This window comes from Mariniluteicoccus flavus (assembly GCF_054776655.1).
The window spans coordinates 164970-184981 of the sequence record NZ_BAAHBN010000006.1; the positions used below are offsets into that span (position 1 = coordinate 164970).

The window sequence follows — 20012 nt, forward strand, 5'->3', positions numbered from 1 at the left end:
TTCAGTACTCGTCATAGCGCTTGTGAATTGTGTGGACAACCCGCGTACGCCGTAGTCAGCCTCACCTCGAACCATCGGTCACTCTGTGCACAAGTCGAAATGACACGGGGAGGATTTGAGGATGAACCGAACTGACACCTGGTCCGCCCCACAGGTCGGGGCTTGAATTGTGCGTGACGACCCCCGGTTGTCCACAGACCATCCCCAAGATGTGGACACTCTCAGGCGAGACTGACCAACTGGTGAACGTGGGCGCCCCCGGTCGGCTACGGTAAGGATGATCGGAAACTGACGCGTGGAAAGCAGGCGTAATGAACGAACCAGCGACCAAGGGCGGGCGTCGACGCGAGCAGATCCTCGCGGCTGCGGTCGAGCTCTTCGGTGAGGTCGGCTATCGCGGCACGTCGCTGCGTGACATCGCCCAGCGCGTGGGGATCACCCACCCCGGGCTCCTGTATCACTTCCACTCCAAGCAGGAACTCCTCAGCGCCGTGCTCGAGCGCCGCGACGAGACCAACGACGACGTGTTCCAGTTGCTCGAGCAGCCGGGCCCCGTGGAACACGTACGCAAGGTCCTGGAGCTCGCCGCTCACAACGCGACGATCCCCGGCATGATCGAGCTGTTCGCGACGCTGTCGGCCGAGTCGACCGACCCCAACCACCCGGCGCACGACTACTTCACGGCGCGCTACGAGCGCATCGTCGGAATCAACCAGAAGATCTTCGACGACCTGGCGGAGGGCGGCCATCTCAAGGACGGCGTCGACCACAGCCTGCTCGGGCCGAGTTTCACGGCGCTGATGGACGGGCTCCAGGTGCAGTGGCTGTACGCGCCGGACAAGATCGACATGCGTACGCACTTGCGCAACTACTTCAACACGTACCTGAAGACGCCGGTCTGACATGTTTTAGGCCGGCTCGCGCGCGGCGCTTTACCCCTGTCTTCGGCCCAGTCGTCGACGGCCCCTCGCGGCAACTTGGGTTCTTGGGTCGTGTGGGTCGACGCGTGGGGCCGTCGCCTTGGTGGTCGTCCAGACAGGGGGCGCGCCGCACCGACGCTCGCCGGCGGTGGGTGGCTGGCCCGGACGTTCTCCGAGCGAGCGCCAGCGAGTCGAGGAGCTCCGCCACGCTGGCTGAGCGAGCGCCAGCGAGTCGAAGCCACTGAGCCCGCACCCCTCTGGACGATTCGCACAGATCAGCCCTCAGACCCCCACCCGAGGCCCCGAAACGACCGATCTGCGCAGATCCTCCATGACCCGCCCCAGCCTTAAAACTTGTTCTGCTGCTGTTTGATCCGGTTCGTCAGTTCCGTCACCTGGTTGAAGATGTTGCGGCGTTCCGTCATCAGCTGCCTGATCTTCCGCTGCGCGTGCATCACCGTCGTGTGGTCGCGCCCGCCGAACTGCTGGCCGATCTTCGGCAGGGACATGTCGGTGAGCTCGCGGCAGAGATACATCGCGATCTGGCGCGCCGTCGCCAGCACGTGCGTGCGGGACGAGCCGCAGAGGTCGTCGACGGAGATGCCGAAATATTCGGCCGTGGCCTGCATGATCATCGCCGCCGTGATCTCCGTTTCGCCGCCCTCGGGGATGAGGTCGCGCAGCACCTGGGAGGTGAGGTCCATGTCGACCTCCTGGCGGTTCAGGCTCGCAAACGCCGTGACCCGGATCAGCGCACCCTCGAGCTCGCGGATGTTCGTCTGGATGCGGGACGCGATGAACTCCAGCACCTCCAGCGAGACCGTGAGCCGCTCCTGGGTCGCCTTCTTCTTGAGAATCGCGATACGCGTCTCGAGGTCGGGCGCCTGCACGTCGGTGATCAGGCCCCACTCGAAGCGCGACCGCAGCCGCGGCTCGAGCGCCTCGAGCAGCTTCGGCGGCCGGTCGGAGGTCATCACGATCTGCTTCTGCGCGTTGTGCAGCGTGTTGAACGTGTGGAAGAACTCCTCCTGCGTCTGGATCTTCGACTCCAGGAACTGGATGTCGTCGATCAGCAGGACGTCGACGTCGCGATAGCGCCGGCGGAACTCCGCGGTGCGGTTCTCCGAGATCGCGTTGATGAAGTCGTTGGTCAGCTCTTCGGTCGAGACATAGCGGACGCGTACGCGGTCGTAGTAGTTGCGCACGTAGTGGCCCAGCGCGTGCAGCAGGTGGGTCTTGCCGAGTCCGGACTCGCCATAGATCATCAGCGGGTTGTACGCCTTGCCGGGAGCCTCCGCGACCGCGACCGCCGCCGCGTGGGCGAACCGGTTCGACGAGCCGATGACGAAGTTCTCGAACGAATATTTCGGGTTGAGGCGCGAGTCGATCTCGTGCGTACGCCCGCCCTGCGACCCGCTCAGCCGGCCCACGGACTCGCTGTGGTCGACCCGCGGGTCGGGAGCACGCTCCGGTGCCGGTGCGGCGGGCTCGTCGAGCACCTCGGCGGTCTCGAACAGCGACGCGTCGATGGTGATGGCGAGGCTGCTCTCGCGTTTGAACAGGTCGGAGAGGGCGAGCTCGATGCTGCCGCGCAGCGTCGACTCGAGCCGGTTGCGCGTGAAGACGTCCGGGACCGCCACCATGACGCTCGAGCCGTGGACGGCGAGCGGCTTGGTGCGCTTGAGCCAGACGCGGTGTTCCGACGGGGCGTCGGCGACGATGGTCTCCCAGGCCTGGTGAAGGCGGTCCGACGGATCGATCGGTTCGGCGAACTGGTCATACGGGTGTGAGCGCCGCAGGCCTTCCACGCCGGGATCGATCGGTTCGGTCAACGTCTCTCCACAGGGTCTCGCTGGTCGGGGGCGCGCTCGGCGCATCCCGCAGACTACTGGTTTCCCACAAAGTTATCCACAGGCTGTGGAATGGGGGCTGAAGCACGACGCTAGTCCAGCCGCCGGGGGCGTGCAAGGCGTACGCTGGCTTCATCGGCGTGTCGGCTGGACGTCACCCGGCCAATCACTCCGGTTTGACGGTGGGGGTCACTCCGCGTACCGTTGTCTGGTCGCCGGGGTGTCCGGCGTTTTCTCCGTGCCCACACGAATCGACTTGGGAGACCTCCCGTGAGCAAGCGCACTTTCCAGCCGTCCAACCGGCGTCGCAGCCGTACCCATGGTTTCCGCCTCCGCATGCGTACGCGTGCCGGTCGCGCCATCCTCGCCTCGCGCCGCCGCAAGGGCCGCGAGAAGCTGGCGGGCTGATCGCGCCTCAGCGACGTGCTGCCGTCAAGGCTTCGGATGCGGTCGTCGCTGGACTTCCAGCGCACTGTCCGCCAAGGCGTACGCGCCGGTCGGCCCACTCTCGTGGTGCACGCCCGGCGCGTTGACGTATCCGAGGTCGACGGCACCCCGCCCGTCCGCGTGGGCTTCGTCGTGTCGAAGGGCGTCGGCAATGCCGTCGTCCGTTCGCGCGTGAAGCGGCGCCTGCGGCACCTCGCGCTTCCGCTGGCCCAGGCCACGGCGCAGCCGCTCCACGTGGTGGTCCGCGCGCTGCCGGCCTCGGCCGAGGCCGCAGACCTGACCGACGACCTCGGCGGGGCGTGGGCGCGGGCGAGCGCCAAGGCGTACGCATGACCTGGCTCCTGACCGGCTTCATCAAGTTCTGGCGGCTGCTGATCAGCCCGCTGTACGGCAACGTGTGCCGGTACTGGCCGAGTTGTTCGGCCTACGGACTGGAGGCCGTGCAGGTCCACGGGGCCTGGCGGGGGGGCGCGCTGACCGTACGCCGGATCGCCCGCTGCAACCCGTGGTCTGCCGGGGGCTACGACCCGGTGCCGGGCACCCCGGCGGCCCAGGAATGGGCCCGCGAACAGGCCGAGCACGAGGCGAACCGCGCGGCCGAGGCGGGCCCGTCACCGTGGGCGCGCAACACTGGAACCGAGAACTCGTCTGACCCGGAGCCGAAGCCGGCGAAGAACCATGAACCGCACGACGAAGGTGTGAACTGATGGAATCCCTCCTGATCCCGCTCGCCGGCTTCTGGGACACGCTCCTGTGGCCGCTGCACTGGGCGGTCTCGGGCCTCCTGGTCCTCTCTCACGCGATCTTCTCGCCGCTGTTCGGCAAAGACTCGGGCCTGACCTGGGTGCTCTCGCTGATCCTGCTGACGGTCTTCATCCGCACCGCGCTGATCCCGCTGTTCGTGAAACAGATCCGTTCGTCGCGCAACATGCAGGTGCTGCAGCCCAAGGTGCGGGAGCTGCAGAAGAAGTACGCCCACGACCGGGAGAAGCTCGGTCAGGAGACGATGAAGCTCTACAAGGACGAGGGTGTGAACCCGATGGCGTCCTGCTTCCCGATCCTGCTGCAGATGCCGATCTTCTTCGCCCTGTTCAACGTGCTCAACGGTGCGGCCCGCGGCAACGCCGTCGGCATGTTCCTGGAACAGCGCCCCGAGCTCGCCGCATCGCTGAGCGGCGCCAAGATCTTCGGCGCCCGCCTGGCCGACACGTTCATGCCGATGAACAACGGCTTCGGCGTGGTCCAGGTCGTCGCGCTCGTGCTGATGTTGGCGATGGTCGCCACCCAGTTCTATTCCCAGCTCCAGCTGATGAGCAAGAACATGCCGCCGGAGGCCATGACCGGCCCGATGGCCCAGCAGCAGAAGATGATGCTCTACCTCTTCCCCGTGATCTTCGGCGTGGGCTCGATCTCGTTCCCCATCGGCGTGCTGATCTATTGGACCGCGACGAACCTCTGGTCGATGGGCCAGCAGTTCTTCGTCATCCGCAACTCCCCGACCCCCGGTACGCCTGCGTACGAGGCCTGGGAGGAGCGCATGCGTCGCAAGGGCCACGACCCGAAGGACGTCCGTCCGGGGTCGAACCCGCGTCGGGCGGGCTCGACGGCCGTCAAGGTCGAGGACACCGCCGAACCCACCAACGAGGAGCTGGCCGCCGAGCCCCGGATCCAGCGCCAGCAGCCGCGTCGCCAGACGCGCTCGACCCGCAAGAAGTGACCTGATCCCACCCTGAGGCCACCAGAGGCCGCCCACCCCTCGGGGTGGTTCCGATGAAGGAGCGAACGTGAGCGAGAACGACACCGTGGTCGAGGAGACCGAAAGCACCGAGGCCGGCTTGGAGACCGAGGCGTCCGAGGGCACCGAGGTCGGTGAGCAGGACCAGGCCGAGAAGGGCGAGGGCGGCAAGTCGTCCAAGGTCGCCATCCTCGACGAGGAGGGTGACATCGCCGCCGACTATCTCGAGGAGCTGCTCGACATCGCCGACCTCGACGGCGACATCGACACGTTCACCGAGGGCGGCCGAGCCCACGTCTCGATCGTGACCGAGGGCAACACGCTTGTCGGCAAGAACGGCGAGGTCCTCGAGGCCCTGCAGGAGCTGGCCCGCCTGGCCGTCATGACCGAGACCGGCCGCCGGTCGCGCCTGATGCTGGACGTCGCCGGCCACCGCGACAAGCGACGCACCGAGCTGACTGACCTGGCCAACGACGCCGTCGAGGAGGTCAAGTCGTCGGGCGAGCCCGTGCGCCTCACCCCCATGAACCCGTTCGAGCGCAAGATCGTGCACGACGCGGTGGCCGCCGCCGGACTCGTCAGCGAGTCGGATGGCGAGGAGCCCCAGCGCCGCGTGGTCGTCCTCCCGAGCTGACGTGAGCGACGAGCGCGATCCCGTCGACTCCCCTGCCGTGCTGGAGGCGGCCCGGCAGGTGTTCGGCGACCGGTTCGACCTGGCCGAGCGCTATCACGACCAGCTCGCGGGCCAGGGCATCGAGTGGGGGCTCCTGGGTCCCCGCGAGGCCGACCGCATCTGGGAACGCCACATCCTGAACTCCGTCGCGCTCGCTGACCTCATGCCGCGCGACGCCGCGATCTGCGACGTGGGCTCGGGTGCGGGACTGCCCGGCGTACCGCTGGCGATCGCGCGACCGGACCTCGGCGTGACGCTGCTGGAGCCGCTGCTGCGTCGTTACAACTTCCTGAACGAGGTTGTGGACAACTTGGGGATAACCGACCACGTGGCTGTGGAACGTGCGCGGGCCGAAGACGTCGAGGGTGACTTCGATGTGGTCACCTCGCGCGCAGTGGGCCCGCTGGCCAAGCTCCTGCCGTGGAGTTGGCCCCTGGTGGCACGCGGGGGCGAGCTGGTGGTGCTGAAGGGGTCATCTGTCCACGACGAGCTCAAGGCTGTGGACAAGTTTCTCAGCAAGCACGGCCTGGTGGCGGAGGTGCTGAGCGTACGCGCGGACCCGCGGGTGGAGGCGACGACGGCGGTGCGGATCAAGAAGGGGTCTGCGTAGGGACCCCTGAAGGACGTTGGCTGAGGGAGCACTCGACCGACCTTGACTGAGTAGCGCTCGACCCGCGTTGGCTGAGCGAGCGCTCGACCCGCGTTGGCTGAGGGAGCGCTCGATCCACGATGGGTGAGCGAGCGCCAGCGAGTCGAAGCCAATCACCCACCATCACGGCGCGGTGAGCATGGCCGTGATCATGCTGACGGTGTCAGCCGAGAACCCGAACCAGGCGTACCCCGCGCCGTAGCGGAAACGTATCCAGTCCGACCATCGTCCGACCCCGTCTTCTCCGGGTCGCCGGAGGCGGTGAGCACGTCCTGCTGCGACGGTCGAGTCGAGGTCTGGTGGTTCAGGAGCAATCGGGAAGATCGGTGACGCGAGGCGCTCGCTGATGCGGGACTGGTGGTAGGCGTAACGACCGCCGTGTCGAAGCGATGGCGCTTTCTAGTCGAATCTAAGGATAGGGGAATCAGAAGGCATAAGAGCCGATCGACTCAGCCTTCCTCGCTCACCTTCATGATCTCCAGGATGCGATCGAGGTCGTCCTCCGACGCGAACTCGATGACGATCTTGCCCTTGTTCTTGCCCATGTCGACGCGGGCGCGGGTCTCGAAGTGGTCCGACAGGCGATCGGTCAACTCCACGGCACGCGCGGGGCGCTCCTTCGGACCGCGGGGGGCCGCTGCCTCGCGTCCGGTCTCGCCCAGGGTGACGAGCTCCTCGGTGGCGCGCACGGACAGACCCTCGGCGACGATGCGCTGGGCCAGCCGCTCCTGGGCCAGTTGGTTGTCCAGACCCAGGAGCGCGCGGGCGTGGCCCGCGGAGAGTACGCCGGCCGCCACGCGTCGCTGCACCGACGCCGGCAGCTTCAGCAGGCGAATGGTGTTGGAGATCTGCGGGCGCGAGCGCTTGATGCGGGCCGACAACTCTTCCTGCGTGCAGCCGAAGTCCTCGAGCAGCTGCTGGTAGGCGTTGGCCTCTTCCAGAGGGTTCAACTGGGCCCGGTGAATGTTCTCGAGCAGGGCGTCACGCAGGAGGTCGTGCTCCTCGGTGCGGCGCACGATCGCTGGCACCGTCTCCTTGCCCGCGATCTGGGAGGCGCGCCATCGGCGTTCGCCCATGACCAGCTCGAACCGGTCGCCCGAGAGCGGGCGTACGACGATCGGCTGCAGCAGGCCGACCTCGGTGATCGAGTCGACGAGCTCCTGGAGCAGGTCCTCGTCGAACTCGGTGCGGGGCTGCTTGGGGTTGGGGGTCACCGACGCGATGGGGATGTCGGCGTAGTAGGAGCCCTCGGGCACCCGTCGGTTCGACTTCTGGGAGTCGATCACGCCGTCCACCGGGCGATGGGGCCGCGCGGTGTCGGTGTTCTGGATGAGCTGGCCGAGCCCGCGGCCGAGGCCGCCGGTCTTCTTCTGGGGGGTGCTCATGGGTGCTCCTTCGCGCCGCGGTGGGCGATCTCGCGGGCTGCGCGGATGTAGCAGACCGCACCGGTGGACTCGGGATGGTAGGAGAGGACGGTCTGGCCGTACGACGGGGCTTCGGAGATTCGGACGGATCTGGGGATGACCGTCGGCAGGGTCTCCGCAGCGAAGTGGGTGCGGACCTCGTCGGCCACCTGGGCAGCGAGCCGCGTCCGCGCGTCGAACATGGTCAGCAGCACCGTGGAGAGGGTCAGGTCATCGTTCAGCTCACCCTTGACGAGGTTGATCGTCTTCATGAGCTGCGAGACGCCTTCGAGTGCGTAGTACTCGCACTGGATGGGGATCAGGATCTCGCGAGCTGCGACGAGACCGTTCAACGTGAGCAGGCCGAGCGACGGTGGGCAGTCCAGGATGACGTAGTCGGTGGGGTTGGCGGCGACGTAGCGCTTCAGCGCCTTCGCCAGGCGACTCTCCCGGGCCACGGTGGAGACGAGCTCGATCTCGGCAGCCGCGAGGTCAATGGTCGCGGGAAGGACCCGGAGCCGGTCCGCCTCGGGCGACGGCTGCACGTGGTCGGCGATGTCGTCGCCGTCGATGAGGACCTCATAGGTCCCCGAGGTTCCGGTCTCGTGGTCGACGCCCAGCGCGGTGGAGGCATTCCCCTGGGGATCAAGGTCAACGAGCAGGACGTTGAGGCCACCCAGGGCGAGAGCCGCCGCCAGATTCACGGCGGTGGTGGTCTTACCCACGCCACCCTTCTGGTTCGCGATCACGAAGGTACGCGTGCCGGCGGGGGCAGGGAAGGGCTCGACGAGGGGTGGGCGCTCGGGCTCGACCGGCTCCATCTGGGTCAACCGATCTGCCTCAGGGGCTGGGGTCGGCTCGCCCGGCGGGGGCATGGGCGTTGAGGGGCTGGAGTCCATGGGCTCGCTCTCGCTGGTGGGCGTCGACGTTTCACGTGAAACGGTCGGCCATCCGAGGTCTTCCGCCGGGCGTCCGGTGCCCGGCCAGCCGAGACCGTCCAAGGGGGAAGTGCTCATCACTGCCTTTCGTCGATGCGAGAGGCAACACTACTAGGGATGATGCCGACACGCCCGGCAAGATCGATCATGGTCAGCGAGTGGCCGGCCTGTCAGCCGTTTCACGTGAAACGACGCATGAGTGTCAGGCTTTGTCGGGCAGGGCTGCCACCTTCTGCTGCACGTCCTTCGTCGCGAAGTGCTCGGCCACGAACGACAGGAACGGCACCGTGCCCGCGAGCGCGATGAGGAGCAGGCGTACCCATCGCCACTGAACCCGGCGACCCAGGTTGATCGCCGAGATCAGCAGCAGCATGTACAGCCAGCCATGGCCGATGCCGAGATACAGGTTGATGCCGGCGCCCAGGGCGTTGAGGTTGGGATCAGAGGCCAGATACTTCAGCGGCATGCCGATGCAGATGAGGATGACGAGCAGGAGACCCACGATCCAGGCCATGATCCGATAGAAGGTCAGGGCCTTGGTGATACCGGGCTTGTCCACAGTTCTCCTCGTATCGATTCGTGGCGCAGCGCCGGGGCGGACGCGGCCGGACTCATTCTTCCACAGGTGTGTCCACAGGCCGCCGGTCCGAGAGGACCTCCCCGGGTGCCATGAACCCGCTCCCGGTCGCGGCGTCCCGGGACAGTTTGACGGTTGCGGCGACCGCAGCCGCGGCGAAGATCCACCACTGGAGGGCATACCCACTGCTCCGGGCGTTGCCCGCGCCATCGGGCAGGATGATCTCCGCCGGTTCCAGGCCGTGGGCCCGGGCATGCTCCGCGTCGAGGCTGACGAACCCAGGCAACATGGCACCGTCCCAGGTCTGGGCGAGCCGAGGAAGGCGTACTGATCCAAGCTGACCGGGCGGCAGCTCGCGGGCGGGTTCTGCCTCGCTGGGGAGAAACACGCCGATCTCGGTCGCCGGACCGGACGCCGCGGGAGTGCTGCACGTGGGGCTCACACCGCGCACGACGGGGAGCACCGTCCCATCGCCGAGGACCAGGGGGCTCACGACGCGACACCGGCGGGGATCAGTGGCACTGGGGACCAGGAGGTCGGGCCCACGATAGGTGCCGGACGCGGAGACGGGGCGACCGTATGCGTCGTGGGGGATGCCACCCGTGCCCGCCACCGACGCGACGGGCACGGGTGGGAGATTCATGCGCTGAGTCAGCGCATCACGTCCCTGGGTGCGGAAGACCGACATCTGCCAGAGGCCAAGGAAAATCATGACCCCGGCGACGACCAGGCCGAGGGTCCAGATCAGCGCCTGCGTCCGGCGGCGGTGGCCGGGTCCGGTGGGGGTGTCAGTCATTATGCGGCCATTCTACGATGGGGACCATGGCGAGCGAGAGCGTCGAGCGATGAGCCGCACCCGATCGCGGCTGCGCCCGTTTCACGTGGAACATCTGGCCGCCCTTCCTCCGACGTGCCGCGACTGCCCCCTGGGGGACGGAGTCGCAACGGGCTTCGACCCCGACGGCTCGGTGGCCTCCTGGGTGCGCGCCAGTGAGGCCGAGTGGGGCCAGGCAGGGGTCGCGAGTTGGCACGGCGACCGCATTATCGGCTTCCTCCTCCTCAGCACGCCTCTCCACGTGCCGCGCACGGGCCCGCAGAGTGGAGTGGCCTTCCACCGGGACTCGGCGATCGTGATGACCCTCCGCGTCCTCGACGAGTACGCTCGCGCCGGCACCGGGTGGCAGTTGGTCCAGGCGGCGGCCGCCTGTGTGGCGAAGGGGCCGCGGACGTTCCACGCGCTGGAGACCGAGGCGATCCGGGGCCGGGCCTCCTGCGCCCTCCCCTCCGCCGAATTCCTCGAGTCGGCCGGCTTCGAGGTCTGCCGAGAGCATCCAGTCCGGCCGCGTCTGCGCCTTGACCTCTCGCGCACGGTGCGCTGGAAACCCGACCTCGCGAAGACGGCCGATCGCCTCACCGCCTGGGTACGCCCCCTCCCGCCTGAGCCCGCGAGCCGATCGTCGGACGTGGGCTGAGCGAGTTGGCCCGGTCGGCCTACCCCAACTCGCCCAAAACTCGAGCCGCCCTGACCACCGACGCCGTCGCGCGCTCCACGTCCAGGTCCTCCAGGGCGACCACACCGACGCAGGCCTCGATGCCCTGTGCCACGTCGCCGATGGCACTGGCCACGCCGATGGCGCCCGCCTGGAGCTGCCCCTGCGTCACGGCGAACCCGTCGGCGCGGGCCCGGCGTACGTCCTCACGGTCGTCCCCGGCCGCTGGGCGTCTGGCCAGGATCGCGATCCCCGACGCCCCGCGCGCCAACGGATGGCGCGAGCCGACCCGATAGCCGACCTGCAGGACGGTGCCCGGTGCCTCATCGACGGCGACGACGACGCACTCCTCGCCCTCGGCCACGGCGAGATAGCTCGTCGCCAGGGTGTCCCGGGCGAGTTCGGCCAGCACTGGCCTCGCCGCCTGCCGCAGCGCGGCCGCGTACCGGTCGGCGAGAGTCGCGATGCCCGCCGCCAGGCGTACGCGCCCGTCGGGCGTCCGCACGACGAGGCCATGGTCGGTCAAGGTCGCCACGACGCGGTACGCGATGGCTCGATGCACGTCCAGCGCATCGCCGATGGCGGCGACCGTGAGGCCGGCGGGGTGGAGCGAGATCACCTCCAGGGCGGACAGGCCGCGATCAAGAGTCTGCAACGTTGACATGGGACCCCTTGCGTCTGTGATCCAGCGCACATTACGCTGCGTTCGCTGGCCGCACGCATGTGTGCGCTATTCGTCAAAGCATAGCCAATGGAGGACATGCTGTGGGGTGCCCCGTCTCTCACCAGGCCGCAGCCTTCGACCCGTTCGAAGGGGCCTACCAGACCGACCCGGCGGGGTCGCTGCGCTGGAGTCGTGACGGGGAGCCCCTCTTCTTCTCCCCCACGCTGGGCTATTGGGTCGTCACGCGCTACGACGACGTGAAGGCCGTCTTCCGCGACAACGAGACCTTCTCCCCGGCCATCGCGCTGGAGAAGATCACCCCCACCACCGACAAGGCGAACGCGGTGCTGGCGTCCTACGACTACGGGATGCATCGCACGCTCGTCAACGAGGACGAACCCGAGCACATGCCGCGCCGCCGTGCGCTGATGGAGCCGTTCACGCCCGACGAGATCGCCGGACGCGAGGCGATGGTGCGTCGCCTCGCCCGGGAGGCGGTCGATCGCCTCGTCGACCGGGGCCGCGCCGACCTCGTCGACGAGATGTTGTACGCGGTCCCCCTCACGGTCGCCCTGCACTTCATGGGCATCCCGGAGGAGGACCACGGGCCGCTCAAGGAGTTCTCGGTGGCCCACACCGTCAACACGTGGGGCCGCCCGAAGCCCGACGAGCAGGTCGCGGTCGCCCACCAGGTCGGCCGGTTCTGGCAGTACGCCGGCGGCGTCCTCGAGCGCATGCGCGCCTGCCCCGAGGGTCCGGGCTGGATGCAGTTCTCCCTGCGCGTCCAGGCCGACGAGCGCGCCGCCGGGGCCGCGCCCGGCGAGGAGGTCGTCACCGACTCCTACCTCCACTCCATGATGATGGCTGGCATCGTCGCGGCCCACGAGACGACCGCCCACGCCTCCGCCAACGCGGTCCGCCTGCTGCTCGAGAACCGCCCCGTCTGGGACGAGCTCTGCGCCGACCCCAGCCTGATCGCCAACGCCGTCGAGGAGTGCCTGCGGTACGCCGGCTCCGTCGCCGCGTGGCGCCGCCTCGTCACGCACGACACCGAGCTCGCCGGTGTACGCCTGGCGGCCGGCGACAAGCTGTTGATCGTCCAGGCGTCCGCCAACCACGACGAGCGCCACTTCGAGAACCCCGACGAGGTCGACGTGCGCCGCGAGACGGCGTCCGATCACCTCACGTTCGGCTATGGCGCCCACCAGTGCCTCGGCAAGAACCTCGCCCGCATGGAGATGCAGGTCTTCGTCGAGGAGCTCACGCGTCGGCTCCCCCACCTGCGGCTGGCCGAACAGGAGTTCACGTTCGTGCCGAACACCAGCTTCCGCGGGCCCGAGCACCTGTGGGTCGAGTGGGATCCTGCGCAGAACCCGGAGCGGCGCGACCCCTCGGTGCTGGAGCAGAAGACCGTGATCAAGGTCGGGGAGCCGTCCCGCCACACCATCGCTCGCAATGTGGTGGTCGAGGCCGCAGACCCCGTTGCCGACGGCGTCGTACGCCTGCGCCTGCGCGACGTCACCGGTCGACCCCTGCCGCGCTGGTCGCCCGGCGCCCACGTGGACATCGAGTGCGGCACCGACGCCGCCGGCAAGGGGATCTCCCGGCAGTATTCGTTGTGCGGCCCGGCCGACGCCGACACCTACGAGATCGCGGTGCTCCGGGAGGACGGGGGCCGTGGCGGTTCCCGGTGGGTCCACGAGAACGCCCGCAGCGGGGGACGCCTCCGCCTGCGTGGCCCGGCCAACCACTTCCGCCTCGACGAGGGTCACACCGGGCCACTGGTGCTGGTCGCCGGCGGGATCGGCATCACCCCGATCCTCGCCATGGCCGACCGCGCCAAGGTCCTCGGTCTCGACTACCACGTCCACTACGCCGGGCGGGGGCGGACGACCATGGCGTTCCTCGACCGACTCGAACGTGATCATGGAAGCCGCGTGACCGCGTACGCGAAGGACGAGGGCCTGCGCGCCGACCTCGCCGCCCTGACCGCCGACCCTGCCACCCAGGTGTATGCCTGCGGTCCCGAGCGGCTGCTGGCCGCGCTCGCCACCATCGTCCCCGACGAGCGACTCCGTGTCGAGCACTTCACCTCGACGTTGGGGGAACTGGACCCCAGCCGGGAGCGCGCGTTCACCCTCGAGCTGGCCGACTCCGGCCTCACGCTCACCGTGCCGAACGACAGGACCGTGCTGGACACCCTCCGCGCGGCCAACATCGACGTCCCGTCGGACTGCGAGGAGGGCCTCTGCGGCACCTGCGAGGTGCCCGTCCTCGCGGGCGAGGTCGACCACCGCGACGTGGTGCTCTCGACCTCCGAGCGCGCCTCCCATGGCTCGATGATGACCTGCTGCTCTCGCGCGTGCGGCGACTCCCTGACGCTGCGGCTCTGACCGCGTTTCTCCCTCTGAATCCCTGAAAGGACCTGATCCATGAGTTCCACCATCAATGTGGGGCCTGCCGTCCACGGCGACCGTCCCGCGCGCCCGAAGGGGTTCGGCCGCGTCATGGCCGGCTCCATGGTCGGCGCGGTGCTCGAGTGGTATGACTTCGCCCTCTTCGCCGTCCTGGCGGCCACCGTGTTCGGCCCGCTGTTCTTCAAGTCCCCCGACCCGATCGTCGCCACGCTGCAGGCCCTCGGCACCATGGGCCTCGGCTTCGTGGCGCGCCCTCTGGGCGGCATCGTCTTCGGCCACCTGGGCGACAAGTTCGGCCGCCAGCCCATGTTGGTCGTGACGTTCCTGCTGTTGGGCGTCGCGACCGCCGCCATCGGCTTCCTGCCCACGCTCGCCTCGGCCGGCGTCATGGCCACGGTGCTCCTCGTGACGCTCCGCCTCGTGCAGGGCTTCGCCCTGGGTGGCGAGTTCGGCGCCGCGGTGCTGTTGGTCTCCGAATACGGGGAACGGGAGAAGCGAGGCTTCTGGGCCTCCTGGCCGCAGGCGGGCGCCCCGCTGGGGACGGTGTTGGCGACTGTCGTCGTCACGGTCCTCCAGATGATCTTCCCGGGTCAGGCCTTCCTCGAGACGGGCTGGCGCGTGGCGTTCTGGCTCGCCATCCCCCTGCTGGCGTTCGGCTATTGGATCCGCCACGGCATCGAGGAGTCGCCGGTGTTCAAGGAGGCCCAGAAGGCGGCGGCAGACAAGGCCGCCGTCACGCCGCGCTCGTCGATCATCGAGACGCTCGCGAAGCCGCGTGCCCTGCTGCACGGCCTCGGCGTACGCCTGGGCGAGAACATCGCCTTCTACTTCTACACGGTGTTCGTGCTGTCGTTCGCGACCAAGGTGCACAAGTACGCGATGCCGGACGTCCTGAAGGTCGTGACCCTGGGGTCGGTCGCGCAGTTCTGCGGCATGATCCTGGTCGCAGTCGGCCGCACCAATCAGCAGATCGCTGCAGAACTGACCGTCAGCCCCCACACGGTCCACCGTCATGTCGCCAACATCCTGATCAAACTCGACGTGAACATGCGGGCGGGGGCCGCGGGGAAGGCCATCACCGAGGCGCTCATCTGAGCCTCGAACCCCGGCACCTCGGCTACGGTGTTTCACGTGGAACCAACCGTGCAGAGCGTGGCCGAGGCCGTGCAGGAGATGTTGGCGAGGCCGTGGCCGACGACCGACGACGAGGTCGACGCGTGGGTGCGCTGGCACCACCTCGAGGGTGCGCCCAGGACAGGCTTCGAGTCAGCGGCCCTGGAGAACTGGCACGGCACCACAGGCGGCCTGCACTTCCACAACGGTCAGTTCTCCGGGGTCTTGTTGTTCCTGTGGGCCGGTCACGACCCCATCGAGCTCATCGAACGCTTCCGCCGACTGTCTCAGGCCTTCGACGTCCTGTGCGGTGATGCTGTGGAGCGCTGGGGGCCGACCGGCTCACCGGCGGCCCTGTGGCGGGACGCCACCCACACCATCCAGCTCTACGCCCACGCCGGCCTCGGCCCGTGCCTCCAGCTCCGCGTCGAGGACACCGCGCTCAGCGAGGCGCAGGAGGCCGAGGCGGTGGCCAGGAGCGAGGCACATGCCCATCCGCTCGCAGCCCTGGGTGCACCGGCAGACAGTGAGAGTTTTGAGGCCGCGATGGACCAGGTCGAGCGAACTGACCGCCCGGATGGCGGAGTTGAGCCGGGACTACGCGGCTCAAGTCCGCCACCCGACCGGTCAGGCACCCCCTCCCCCGCCACCGCTGACCTCGTCGACGAGATCGGACCCGGCGTATGCAGCTGTGACGTGCAGTTCCGTGACCTGGGCGGGCGTACGGCCTTCCACGGACCGATCGCCACCATCCGCTGCCTCGAGGACAACGCGCTGGTCAAGGAGGCGTGCGCCACTCCGGGGCACGGCCGCGTGCTCGTGATCGACGGCGGAGGGTCGTTCCACACCGCGCTCATGGGCGACCTCATCGCCGCCTCCGCGGTGGAGAACGGCTGGGCCGGCACGGTGATCAACGGCGCGATCCGCGACTCGGCGGCGATCGGGGACATGGACTTCGGCGTGAAGGCCCTCGGCACGAACCCGCGGAAGTCCGGGAAGACCGGCGCTGGTGACCGGGAGATCACCGTGTCGTTCGGCGGCGTGGACTTCGTCCCCGGGGAGATGCTGTACGCCGACGCGGACGGCATCGTCGTCCGCGCCGGCGCCTGAACCCAGTGGCGGGGGCTCAGTTGATCATGGATCCGGCCATCCCCGTGAAATAGGGGATCAGCCAGAACGCCCACACGCCCACCGACAGCCTGTGGAAGCGGCGGCGCTCCGACTCGCGGTTGCGGACGAGGACGACCAGCGCCCAGATCAGGTGGCCCAACATCAGGATCAGCGCCAGTGCGCCGGTGACCATCATGATCTGGGTGAGGACGCCACGGTCCTGTCCGGCCTGCTGGTCGGCGATGAGCGACATGAGGTAGGTGCCGGACGCGTCGCACGCGAGTCCGACGGCGAACGCGACGACGTGCCACGTCTTGAGGGTGCCCTGGCGGTGTTCGGCCCACACGCCGAGCGTGTAGGCGAGGAGGGCTGCGGTGATGAGGATGACGGCGGGAAGAAGCATGTCTCCAGAGTGACCCCGCGTACGCCCCCTCCGGCTGGTCCGAACGGACGGATCGGACCGTCCCCCGGACGGCTCGGTCGGCCCGCGGTTAGGGTGGCCGCATGGTCATCACCGCACCCCACGGCGCCTGGCGCTCCCCCATCGACGCCGCCCTGCTGACCGCCGGGTCGGTGGGCCTCTCGGTCCCACGCGTCGACGGGGATTCCCTGTACTGGCTGGAATCCCGCGCCACCGACGGCGGCCGCGCCTCGCTCTGGACCCAGGGCCCCGAGGGCGCGCCCCGCGAGCTCACGCCCGACCACTACGTGCGGTCGACGGTCCACGAATACGGCGGCGGGGCGTACGCGGTCGCGGACGGCCTCGTGGTGTTCACCCACTTCCCCACCAACGTCGTCCACACCGTTCGGGCCGGCGAGGCGCCGGTCGCGATCACCGACCCCTCCCCCCGCCGGTACGCCGGGTTCGCCGTCGCGGCCCACCTCGGGCTCGTGCTCGCGGTCGGTGAGGACCACTCCGGCGACGGCGAGCCGACCAACGCCCTGGTCGCCCTGGCGCTGGACCCCACCGGCGCGAGTGTCGCCCGCGAGACCGTGCTGGTGGAGGGCGCCGACTTCTACGACGCCCCGAAGCTCGGCCCGGACGGCCGCGTCGCGTGGACCGAGTGGGACCACCCGAACATGCCGTGGGACACCGCCCGCGTACGCGCGGGCCGCCTCGAGGTCACCGACGGCGTCCCGGCCATCGTCGACGTGGTCACCGTCCATGACCAGCCCGACGTCTCCGCGGGACGACCGCAATGGTTCCCGGACGGTCGCCTCTGCTATGTCGCCGACAGTTCGGGCTTCTGGAACTTCGTTGTGTGGAACGGATCCACGTCGGAGCCGTTGCACACACTTCCCCACGACGTGACGGGCCCGGCGTGGACGATCGGCGGCGGTGGCTATGCGGTCCTCGACGACGACCGGATCCTCTGCACGTGGTTCGACGACGGCATCGGACGGCTGGGAATCCTTGCTGACACGACGATCACGCCGATCGACACCCCCGCCAACACCGTCCGTGGCATCGCGGCAGGCGACGGCCGCGCGCTGTTCCACCTCGGCTTCCCCGATGAGCCGCATTCGCTGCAGGCGTACGATTTCGCGACCGGCGAGTGGAACCTCGTCCGCCGCTCCGCCGAACCGATCGACCCCGCGTACGTGTCGCCGGCCGAGCCGATCCGGTTCGGCGACCCGGAGGCGTACGCCTGGTTCTATCCGCCCCGCAACCCCGCATTCGCCGCCCCAGAAGGGGAACTGCCGCCACTACGTGTGCTCTCCCACGGCGGTCCCACCGGCTTCGCGCCGCCGGAGCTCAACCTGGAGATCCAATACTGGACCTCGCGGGGCTATGGCGTGGTCGACGTGAACTACGGCGGTTCGTCGGGGTTCGGCCGCGCCTATCGCGAACGGCTCAAGGGAAAGTGGGGGTTCGTCGACGTCGACGACTGCGTGGCCGCAGCCCGACACCTGGTCGACCGAGGCCTCGTCGACCCGGAGCGGATCATGATCGAAGGCGGGTCCGCCGGCGGCTACACGACGCTGCGCGCGCTGACGTCGACCGACGCGTTCGCCGCGGGCGTCTCCTATTTCGGCATCGGCGACCTCGAGGCCCTCGCCCGCGACACCCACAAGTTCGAGTCGCGCTATCTCGACCCGCTCGTGGCCGGCCCCGACGGTGTGCCGGACTATGCGGATCGCTCACCGATCCACCACCTCGACCGCCTGGCCACGCCGATGCTGATCCTGCAGGGCACCGAGGACAAGGTCGTGCCGCCCGCCCAGGCCGAACAGATGGCGGACGCCGTTCGTGCGAAGGGGCTCCCCGTCGCACTGATCATGTTCGAGGGCGAGGCCCACGGCTTCCGTCGCGCCGACAGCGTCCAGCGGAGCCTGGAGGCCACCCAGTCGTTCCTCGGCCAGCTCTTCGGGTTCACCCCCGCGGACGAGATCGAGCCGCTGAAGATCGAGAACCTGACCGATCCCCAGAAGTGATCATGGATCACTATCGGTGACCCTCGCTAGCATGGCCGCAACGCCGGACAGCAGCAGAGAGGCCGCCATGACCGCACGCAAGATCCTCATCACCGGGGGTGCGAGCGGGATCGGCCGCGCCATCGCCGTCCGCAGCGCCGCCGACGGCCACCACGTCGTCGTGGCCGACCGCGACGCCGACGCCGCTCAGCGCGTCGCCGACGAGGTCGGGGGAGAGCCCTGGGTCGTCGACCTGTCCGACACCGCCGCGTTGGACGACCTCACGCTCGACTGCGACGTCCTGGTCAACAACGCCGGCGTGCAGCGCGTGGCCCCCATCCACGAGTTCGCGCCCGACGACTTCCGTCTGATCCAGCGCCTGATGCTCGAGGCGCCGTTCCTGTTGGCCCGCGCCGCCCTGCCCCACATGTACGCGCGGGGCTGGGGTCGCGTCATCAACATCAGCTCGGCCCACGGCCTGCGGGCGTCGGCGTACAAGTCGGCGTACGTCTCCGCGAAGCACGGCCTCGAGGGTCTCTCCAAGGTCATCGCGCTGGAGGGGGCGCCCCACGGCGTCACGTCGGTGTGCGTGAACCCGGGCTACGTACGCACGCCCCTGGTCGAGAGCCAGATCGCCGACCAGGCGAAGACCCACGGCATCAGCGAGGACGAGGTCGTCGAGAAGATCATGCTGACGAAGGCGGCGGTGAAGCGGCTGATCGAACCCGGGGAGATCGCGGCGCTGGTGGCGTTCCTGGTGACCGACGAGGCGGGCATGGTCACGGGCACGTCGTACGCGATGGACGGCGGCTGGACGGCCCAGTAGGGCGTCTCCACAGCAGGACAACGGCCGAGGGCCGGCGGAAGGTCTCCCTTCCACCGGCCCTCGGGCGGTGCTGTGGTGCGGTGACTGGCTCAGAAGCCCGTCTTGGCGAGGCCGCCGTTGGAGTCCTTGTCCTTGACCGGGGTGGTCGGCTTGGACGTGGGCTTCGCGGTGGGCTTCGCGGTGGTCGTGGGCTTCGGGGTCGCGAGGTTGCCATCGATCGTGTACTTGTAGGTGCCGACGCCTTCGGCACCCGCGGCCGTGAGCTTGACGTCCTCATAGATGGGGGCGGCAGGAGCGCGGTTGAACGTGCAGCGGATCACGAACTTGGCGTCGGTCGTGCCGACCGGCAGCGAGGCCCAGGTGATGGTGCCGCCGGAGACGGTGCCGCCGTTGGTGACGCCCGAGGCGGAGCAGGTGAAGGCACCGTTGCCGGGGGCGGTGTTGAAGGTGACCTTGGCGTTCGGGGCGGGCGTCGCGGAGTTCGCCTCGACGTGCAGGTTGCCGTTGATCGTGTAGAAGGCGCCAGCCTCATACGTCACGACGGCGGGGCTGATCGAGGTGCCCCGGAAGTCCGCGATAAAGGCGCGCGGCTTGGCCGGAGGGGCGGCCTGCGCAGTGGCAGCGAGGCCCGCCATGCCGAGACCGGCGATGGCAGCGGCGGCGAAAGCCTTACGTGCGATGTTCATTCGTTCTCCTTCATGTCGGGTCCCGGAGCACCGCGCCCCGACGTCCCCCGCGTGCGTGAGCACACTTGCACGAGGATTCTTACATGAAGATAGGTCCTT

21 protein-coding genes are annotated in these 20012 nt (G+C 68.8%); 13 read left to right on the forward strand and 8 right to left on the reverse strand.

The features are described 5' to 3' along the window. The first annotated feature begins 311 nt into the window (after window positions 1-311). On the forward strand, window positions 312-902 hold the full coding sequence (locus ACYVAG_RS11740) for a TetR/AcrR family transcriptional regulator (protein WP_460769883.1): 591 nt from the start codon (window positions 312-314) through the stop codon (window positions 900-902). A 365-nt stretch (window positions 903-1267) separates the two neighbouring features. Here ACYVAG_RS11740 and dnaA read toward each other — a convergent pair whose 3' ends face one another. After that, window positions 1268-2797 (reverse strand): chromosomal replication initiator protein DnaA, encoded by a 1530-nt coding sequence (gene dnaA, locus ACYVAG_RS11745; protein ID WP_460769885.1) that lies wholly within the window; start codon window positions 2795-2797, stop codon window positions 1268-1270. 243 nt (window positions 2798-3040) lie between these two features. Between dnaA and rpmH the strand changes: the two genes are divergently transcribed. The 6 genes from rpmH to rsmG all read left to right on the forward strand — a co-directional run bounded on the left by rpmH (window position 3041) and on the right by rsmG (window position 6235). Further along, window positions 3041-3178 (forward strand): 50S ribosomal protein L34, encoded by a 138-nt coding sequence (gene rpmH, locus ACYVAG_RS11750; RefSeq protein ID WP_460769887.1) that lies wholly within the window; start codon window positions 3041-3043, stop codon window positions 3176-3178. 15 nt (window positions 3179-3193) lie between these two features. Continuing rightward, a complete protein-coding gene (gene rnpA / locus ACYVAG_RS11755; RefSeq protein WP_460769888.1) occupies window positions 3194-3550 on the forward strand; it encodes a ribonuclease P protein component in 357 nt (118 codons plus the stop codon). After that, complete coding sequence (yidD, locus tag ACYVAG_RS11760; RefSeq protein ID WP_460769890.1) at window positions 3547-3924, forward strand: membrane protein insertion efficiency factor YidD; 378 nt, start codon at window positions 3547-3549, stop codon at window positions 3922-3924. Before rnpA ends, yidD begins: the two co-directional genes overlap by 4 nt. Further along, window positions 3924-4934: a membrane protein insertase YidC gene (gene yidC / locus ACYVAG_RS11765; RefSeq protein ID WP_460769891.1), complete on the forward strand. Its 1011-nt coding sequence runs from the start codon at window positions 3924-3926 to the stop codon at window positions 4932-4934. The genes yidD and yidC overlap by 1 nt, the downstream gene beginning before the upstream one ends. 205 nt (window positions 4935-5139) lie before the next feature. After that, complete coding sequence (locus ACYVAG_RS11770; RefSeq protein WP_460770038.1) at window positions 5140-5586, forward strand: Jag family protein; 447 nt, start codon at window positions 5140-5142, stop codon at window positions 5584-5586. A 1-nt stretch (window position 5587) separates the two neighbouring features. Then, window positions 5588-6235, forward strand: coding sequence for a 16S rRNA (guanine(527)-N(7))-methyltransferase RsmG (gene rsmG, locus ACYVAG_RS11775; RefSeq protein ID WP_460769893.1), 648 nt, complete (start codon window positions 5588-5590; stop codon window positions 6233-6235). Window positions 6236-6723: 488 nt separating this feature from the next. Here the strand turns inward: rsmG and ACYVAG_RS11780 are convergent, their stop codons facing one another. From ACYVAG_RS11780 to ACYVAG_RS11795, 4 genes are all read right to left on the reverse strand, one after another. Beyond that, window positions 6724-7659 (reverse strand): ParB/RepB/Spo0J family partition protein, encoded by a 936-nt coding sequence (locus ACYVAG_RS11780; RefSeq protein ID WP_460769894.1) that lies wholly within the window; start codon window positions 7657-7659, stop codon window positions 6724-6726. Beyond that, window positions 7656-8498, reverse strand: coding sequence for a ParA family protein (locus tag ACYVAG_RS11785; RefSeq protein WP_460770040.1), 843 nt, complete (start codon window positions 8496-8498; stop codon window positions 7656-7658). The genes ACYVAG_RS11780 and ACYVAG_RS11785 overlap by 4 nt, the downstream gene beginning before the upstream one ends. Window positions 8499-8817: 319 nt before the next feature. Further along, complete coding sequence (locus ACYVAG_RS11790; protein ID WP_460769895.1) at window positions 8818-9174, reverse strand: DUF3817 domain-containing protein; 357 nt, start codon at window positions 9172-9174, stop codon at window positions 8818-8820. A gap of 52 nt (window positions 9175-9226) precedes the next feature. Then, window positions 9227-9988, reverse strand: a complete 762-nt coding sequence (locus ACYVAG_RS11795; RefSeq protein ID WP_460769897.1) for an SURF1 family protein — start codon at window positions 9986-9988, stop codon at window positions 9227-9229. Between the two features lie 49 nt (window positions 9989-10037). Between ACYVAG_RS11795 and ACYVAG_RS11800 the strand changes: the two genes are divergently transcribed. Continuing rightward, window positions 10038-10664, forward strand: coding sequence for a hypothetical protein (locus ACYVAG_RS11800; protein WP_460769899.1), 627 nt, complete (start codon window positions 10038-10040; stop codon window positions 10662-10664). A 19-nt stretch (window positions 10665-10683) separates the two neighbouring features. On the opposite strand, the gene ACYVAG_RS11805 is transcribed toward ACYVAG_RS11800, so the two are convergent. After that, entirely contained in the window at window positions 10684-11346 is a 663-nt protein-coding gene (locus tag ACYVAG_RS11805) for an IclR family transcriptional regulator (protein ID WP_460769901.1), read from the reverse strand. A gap of 101 nt (window positions 11347-11447) precedes the next feature. On the opposite strand from ACYVAG_RS11805, the gene ACYVAG_RS11810 reads away from it, so the two are divergent. The 3 genes from ACYVAG_RS11810 to rraA are packed head-to-tail and all read left to right on the forward strand — an operon-like array spanning window position 11448 to window position 15986. Continuing rightward, complete coding sequence (locus ACYVAG_RS11810) at window positions 11448-13739, forward strand: cytochrome P450 (protein WP_460769903.1); 2292 nt, start codon at window positions 11448-11450, stop codon at window positions 13737-13739. Window positions 13740-13778: 39 nt separating this feature from the next. Next, a complete protein-coding gene (locus tag ACYVAG_RS11815) occupies window positions 13779-14858 on the forward strand; it encodes an MFS transporter (protein WP_460769905.1) in 1080 nt (359 codons plus the stop codon). Between the two features lie 36 nt (window positions 14859-14894). Then, window positions 14895-15986, forward strand: a complete 1092-nt coding sequence (gene rraA, locus ACYVAG_RS11820) for a ribonuclease E activity regulator RraA (protein ID WP_460769906.1) — start codon at window positions 14895-14897, stop codon at window positions 15984-15986. 16 nt (window positions 15987-16002) lie between these two features. Here the strand turns inward: rraA and ACYVAG_RS11825 are convergent, their stop codons facing one another. Then, on the reverse strand, window positions 16003-16389 hold the full coding sequence (locus ACYVAG_RS11825) for an HsmA family protein (RefSeq protein WP_460769908.1): 387 nt from the start codon (window positions 16387-16389) through the stop codon (window positions 16003-16005). A 101-nt stretch (window positions 16390-16490) separates the two neighbouring features. Here ACYVAG_RS11825 and ACYVAG_RS11830 point away from each other — a divergent pair, with 101 nt between their 5' ends. Then, window positions 16491-18422: an alpha/beta hydrolase family protein gene (locus tag ACYVAG_RS11830; RefSeq protein ID WP_460769909.1), complete on the forward strand. Its 1932-nt coding sequence runs from the start codon at window positions 16491-16493 to the stop codon at window positions 18420-18422. A 67-nt stretch (window positions 18423-18489) separates the two neighbouring features. Continuing rightward, entirely contained in the window at window positions 18490-19227 is a 738-nt protein-coding gene (locus tag ACYVAG_RS11835; protein ID WP_460769910.1) for a 3-hydroxybutyrate dehydrogenase, read from the forward strand. 89 nt (window positions 19228-19316) lie between these two features. Here the strand turns inward: ACYVAG_RS11835 and ACYVAG_RS11840 are convergent, their stop codons facing one another. Beyond that, window positions 19317-19913: a hypothetical protein gene (locus ACYVAG_RS11840; protein WP_460769912.1), complete on the reverse strand. Its 597-nt coding sequence runs from the start codon at window positions 19911-19913 to the stop codon at window positions 19317-19319. Between the last annotated feature and the right edge of the window lie 99 nt (window positions 19914-20012).

Excerpts from the sequence above, each read along its gene's own strand:
- ACYVAG_RS11740 (WP_460769883.1), top strand. The coding sequence starts at position 312 with ATGAACGAACCAGCGACCAAGGGCGGGCGTCGACGCGAGCAGATCCTC.
- yidC (WP_460769891.1), top strand. The coding sequence starts at position 3,924 with ATGGAATCCCTCCTGATCCCGCTCGCCGGCTTCTGGGACACGCTCCTG.
- ACYVAG_RS11840 (WP_460769912.1), bottom strand. The coding sequence starts at position 19,913 with ATGAACATCGCACGTAAGGCTTTCGCCGCCGCTGCCATCGCCGGTCTC.
- ACYVAG_RS11825 (WP_460769908.1), bottom strand. The coding sequence starts at position 16,389 with ATGCTTCTTCCCGCCGTCATCCTCATCACCGCAGCCCTCCTCGCCTAC.
- ACYVAG_RS11785 (WP_460770040.1), bottom strand. The coding sequence starts at position 8,498 with ATGGAGCCGGTCGAGCCCGAGCGCCCACCCCTCGTCGAGCCCTTCCCT.
- ACYVAG_RS11795 (WP_460769897.1), bottom strand. The coding sequence starts at position 9,988 with ATGACTGACACCCCCACCGGACCCGGCCACCGCCGCCGGACGCAGGCG.
- ACYVAG_RS11830 (WP_460769909.1), top strand. The coding sequence starts at position 16,491 with ATGGTCATCACCGCACCCCACGGCGCCTGGCGCTCCCCCATCGACGCC.
- dnaA (WP_460769885.1), bottom strand. The coding sequence starts at position 2,797 with ATGCGCCGAGCGCGCCCCCGACCAGCGAGACCCTGTGGAGAGACGTTG.
- ACYVAG_RS11805 (WP_460769901.1), bottom strand. The coding sequence starts at position 11,346 with ATGTCAACGTTGCAGACTCTTGATCGCGGCCTGTCCGCCCTGGAGGTG.
- ACYVAG_RS11800 (WP_460769899.1), top strand. The coding sequence starts at position 10,038 with ATGAGCCGCACCCGATCGCGGCTGCGCCCGTTTCACGTGGAACATCTG.
- yidD (WP_460769890.1), top strand. The coding sequence starts at position 3,547 with ATGACCTGGCTCCTGACCGGCTTCATCAAGTTCTGGCGGCTGCTGATC.
- ACYVAG_RS11780 (WP_460769894.1), bottom strand. The coding sequence starts at position 7,659 with ATGAGCACCCCCCAGAAGAAGACCGGCGGCCTCGGCCGCGGGCTCGGC.
- ACYVAG_RS11815 (WP_460769905.1), top strand. The coding sequence starts at position 13,779 with ATGAGTTCCACCATCAATGTGGGGCCTGCCGTCCACGGCGACCGTCCC.
- ACYVAG_RS11835 (WP_460769910.1), top strand. The coding sequence starts at position 18,490 with ATGACCGCACGCAAGATCCTCATCACCGGGGGTGCGAGCGGGATCGGC.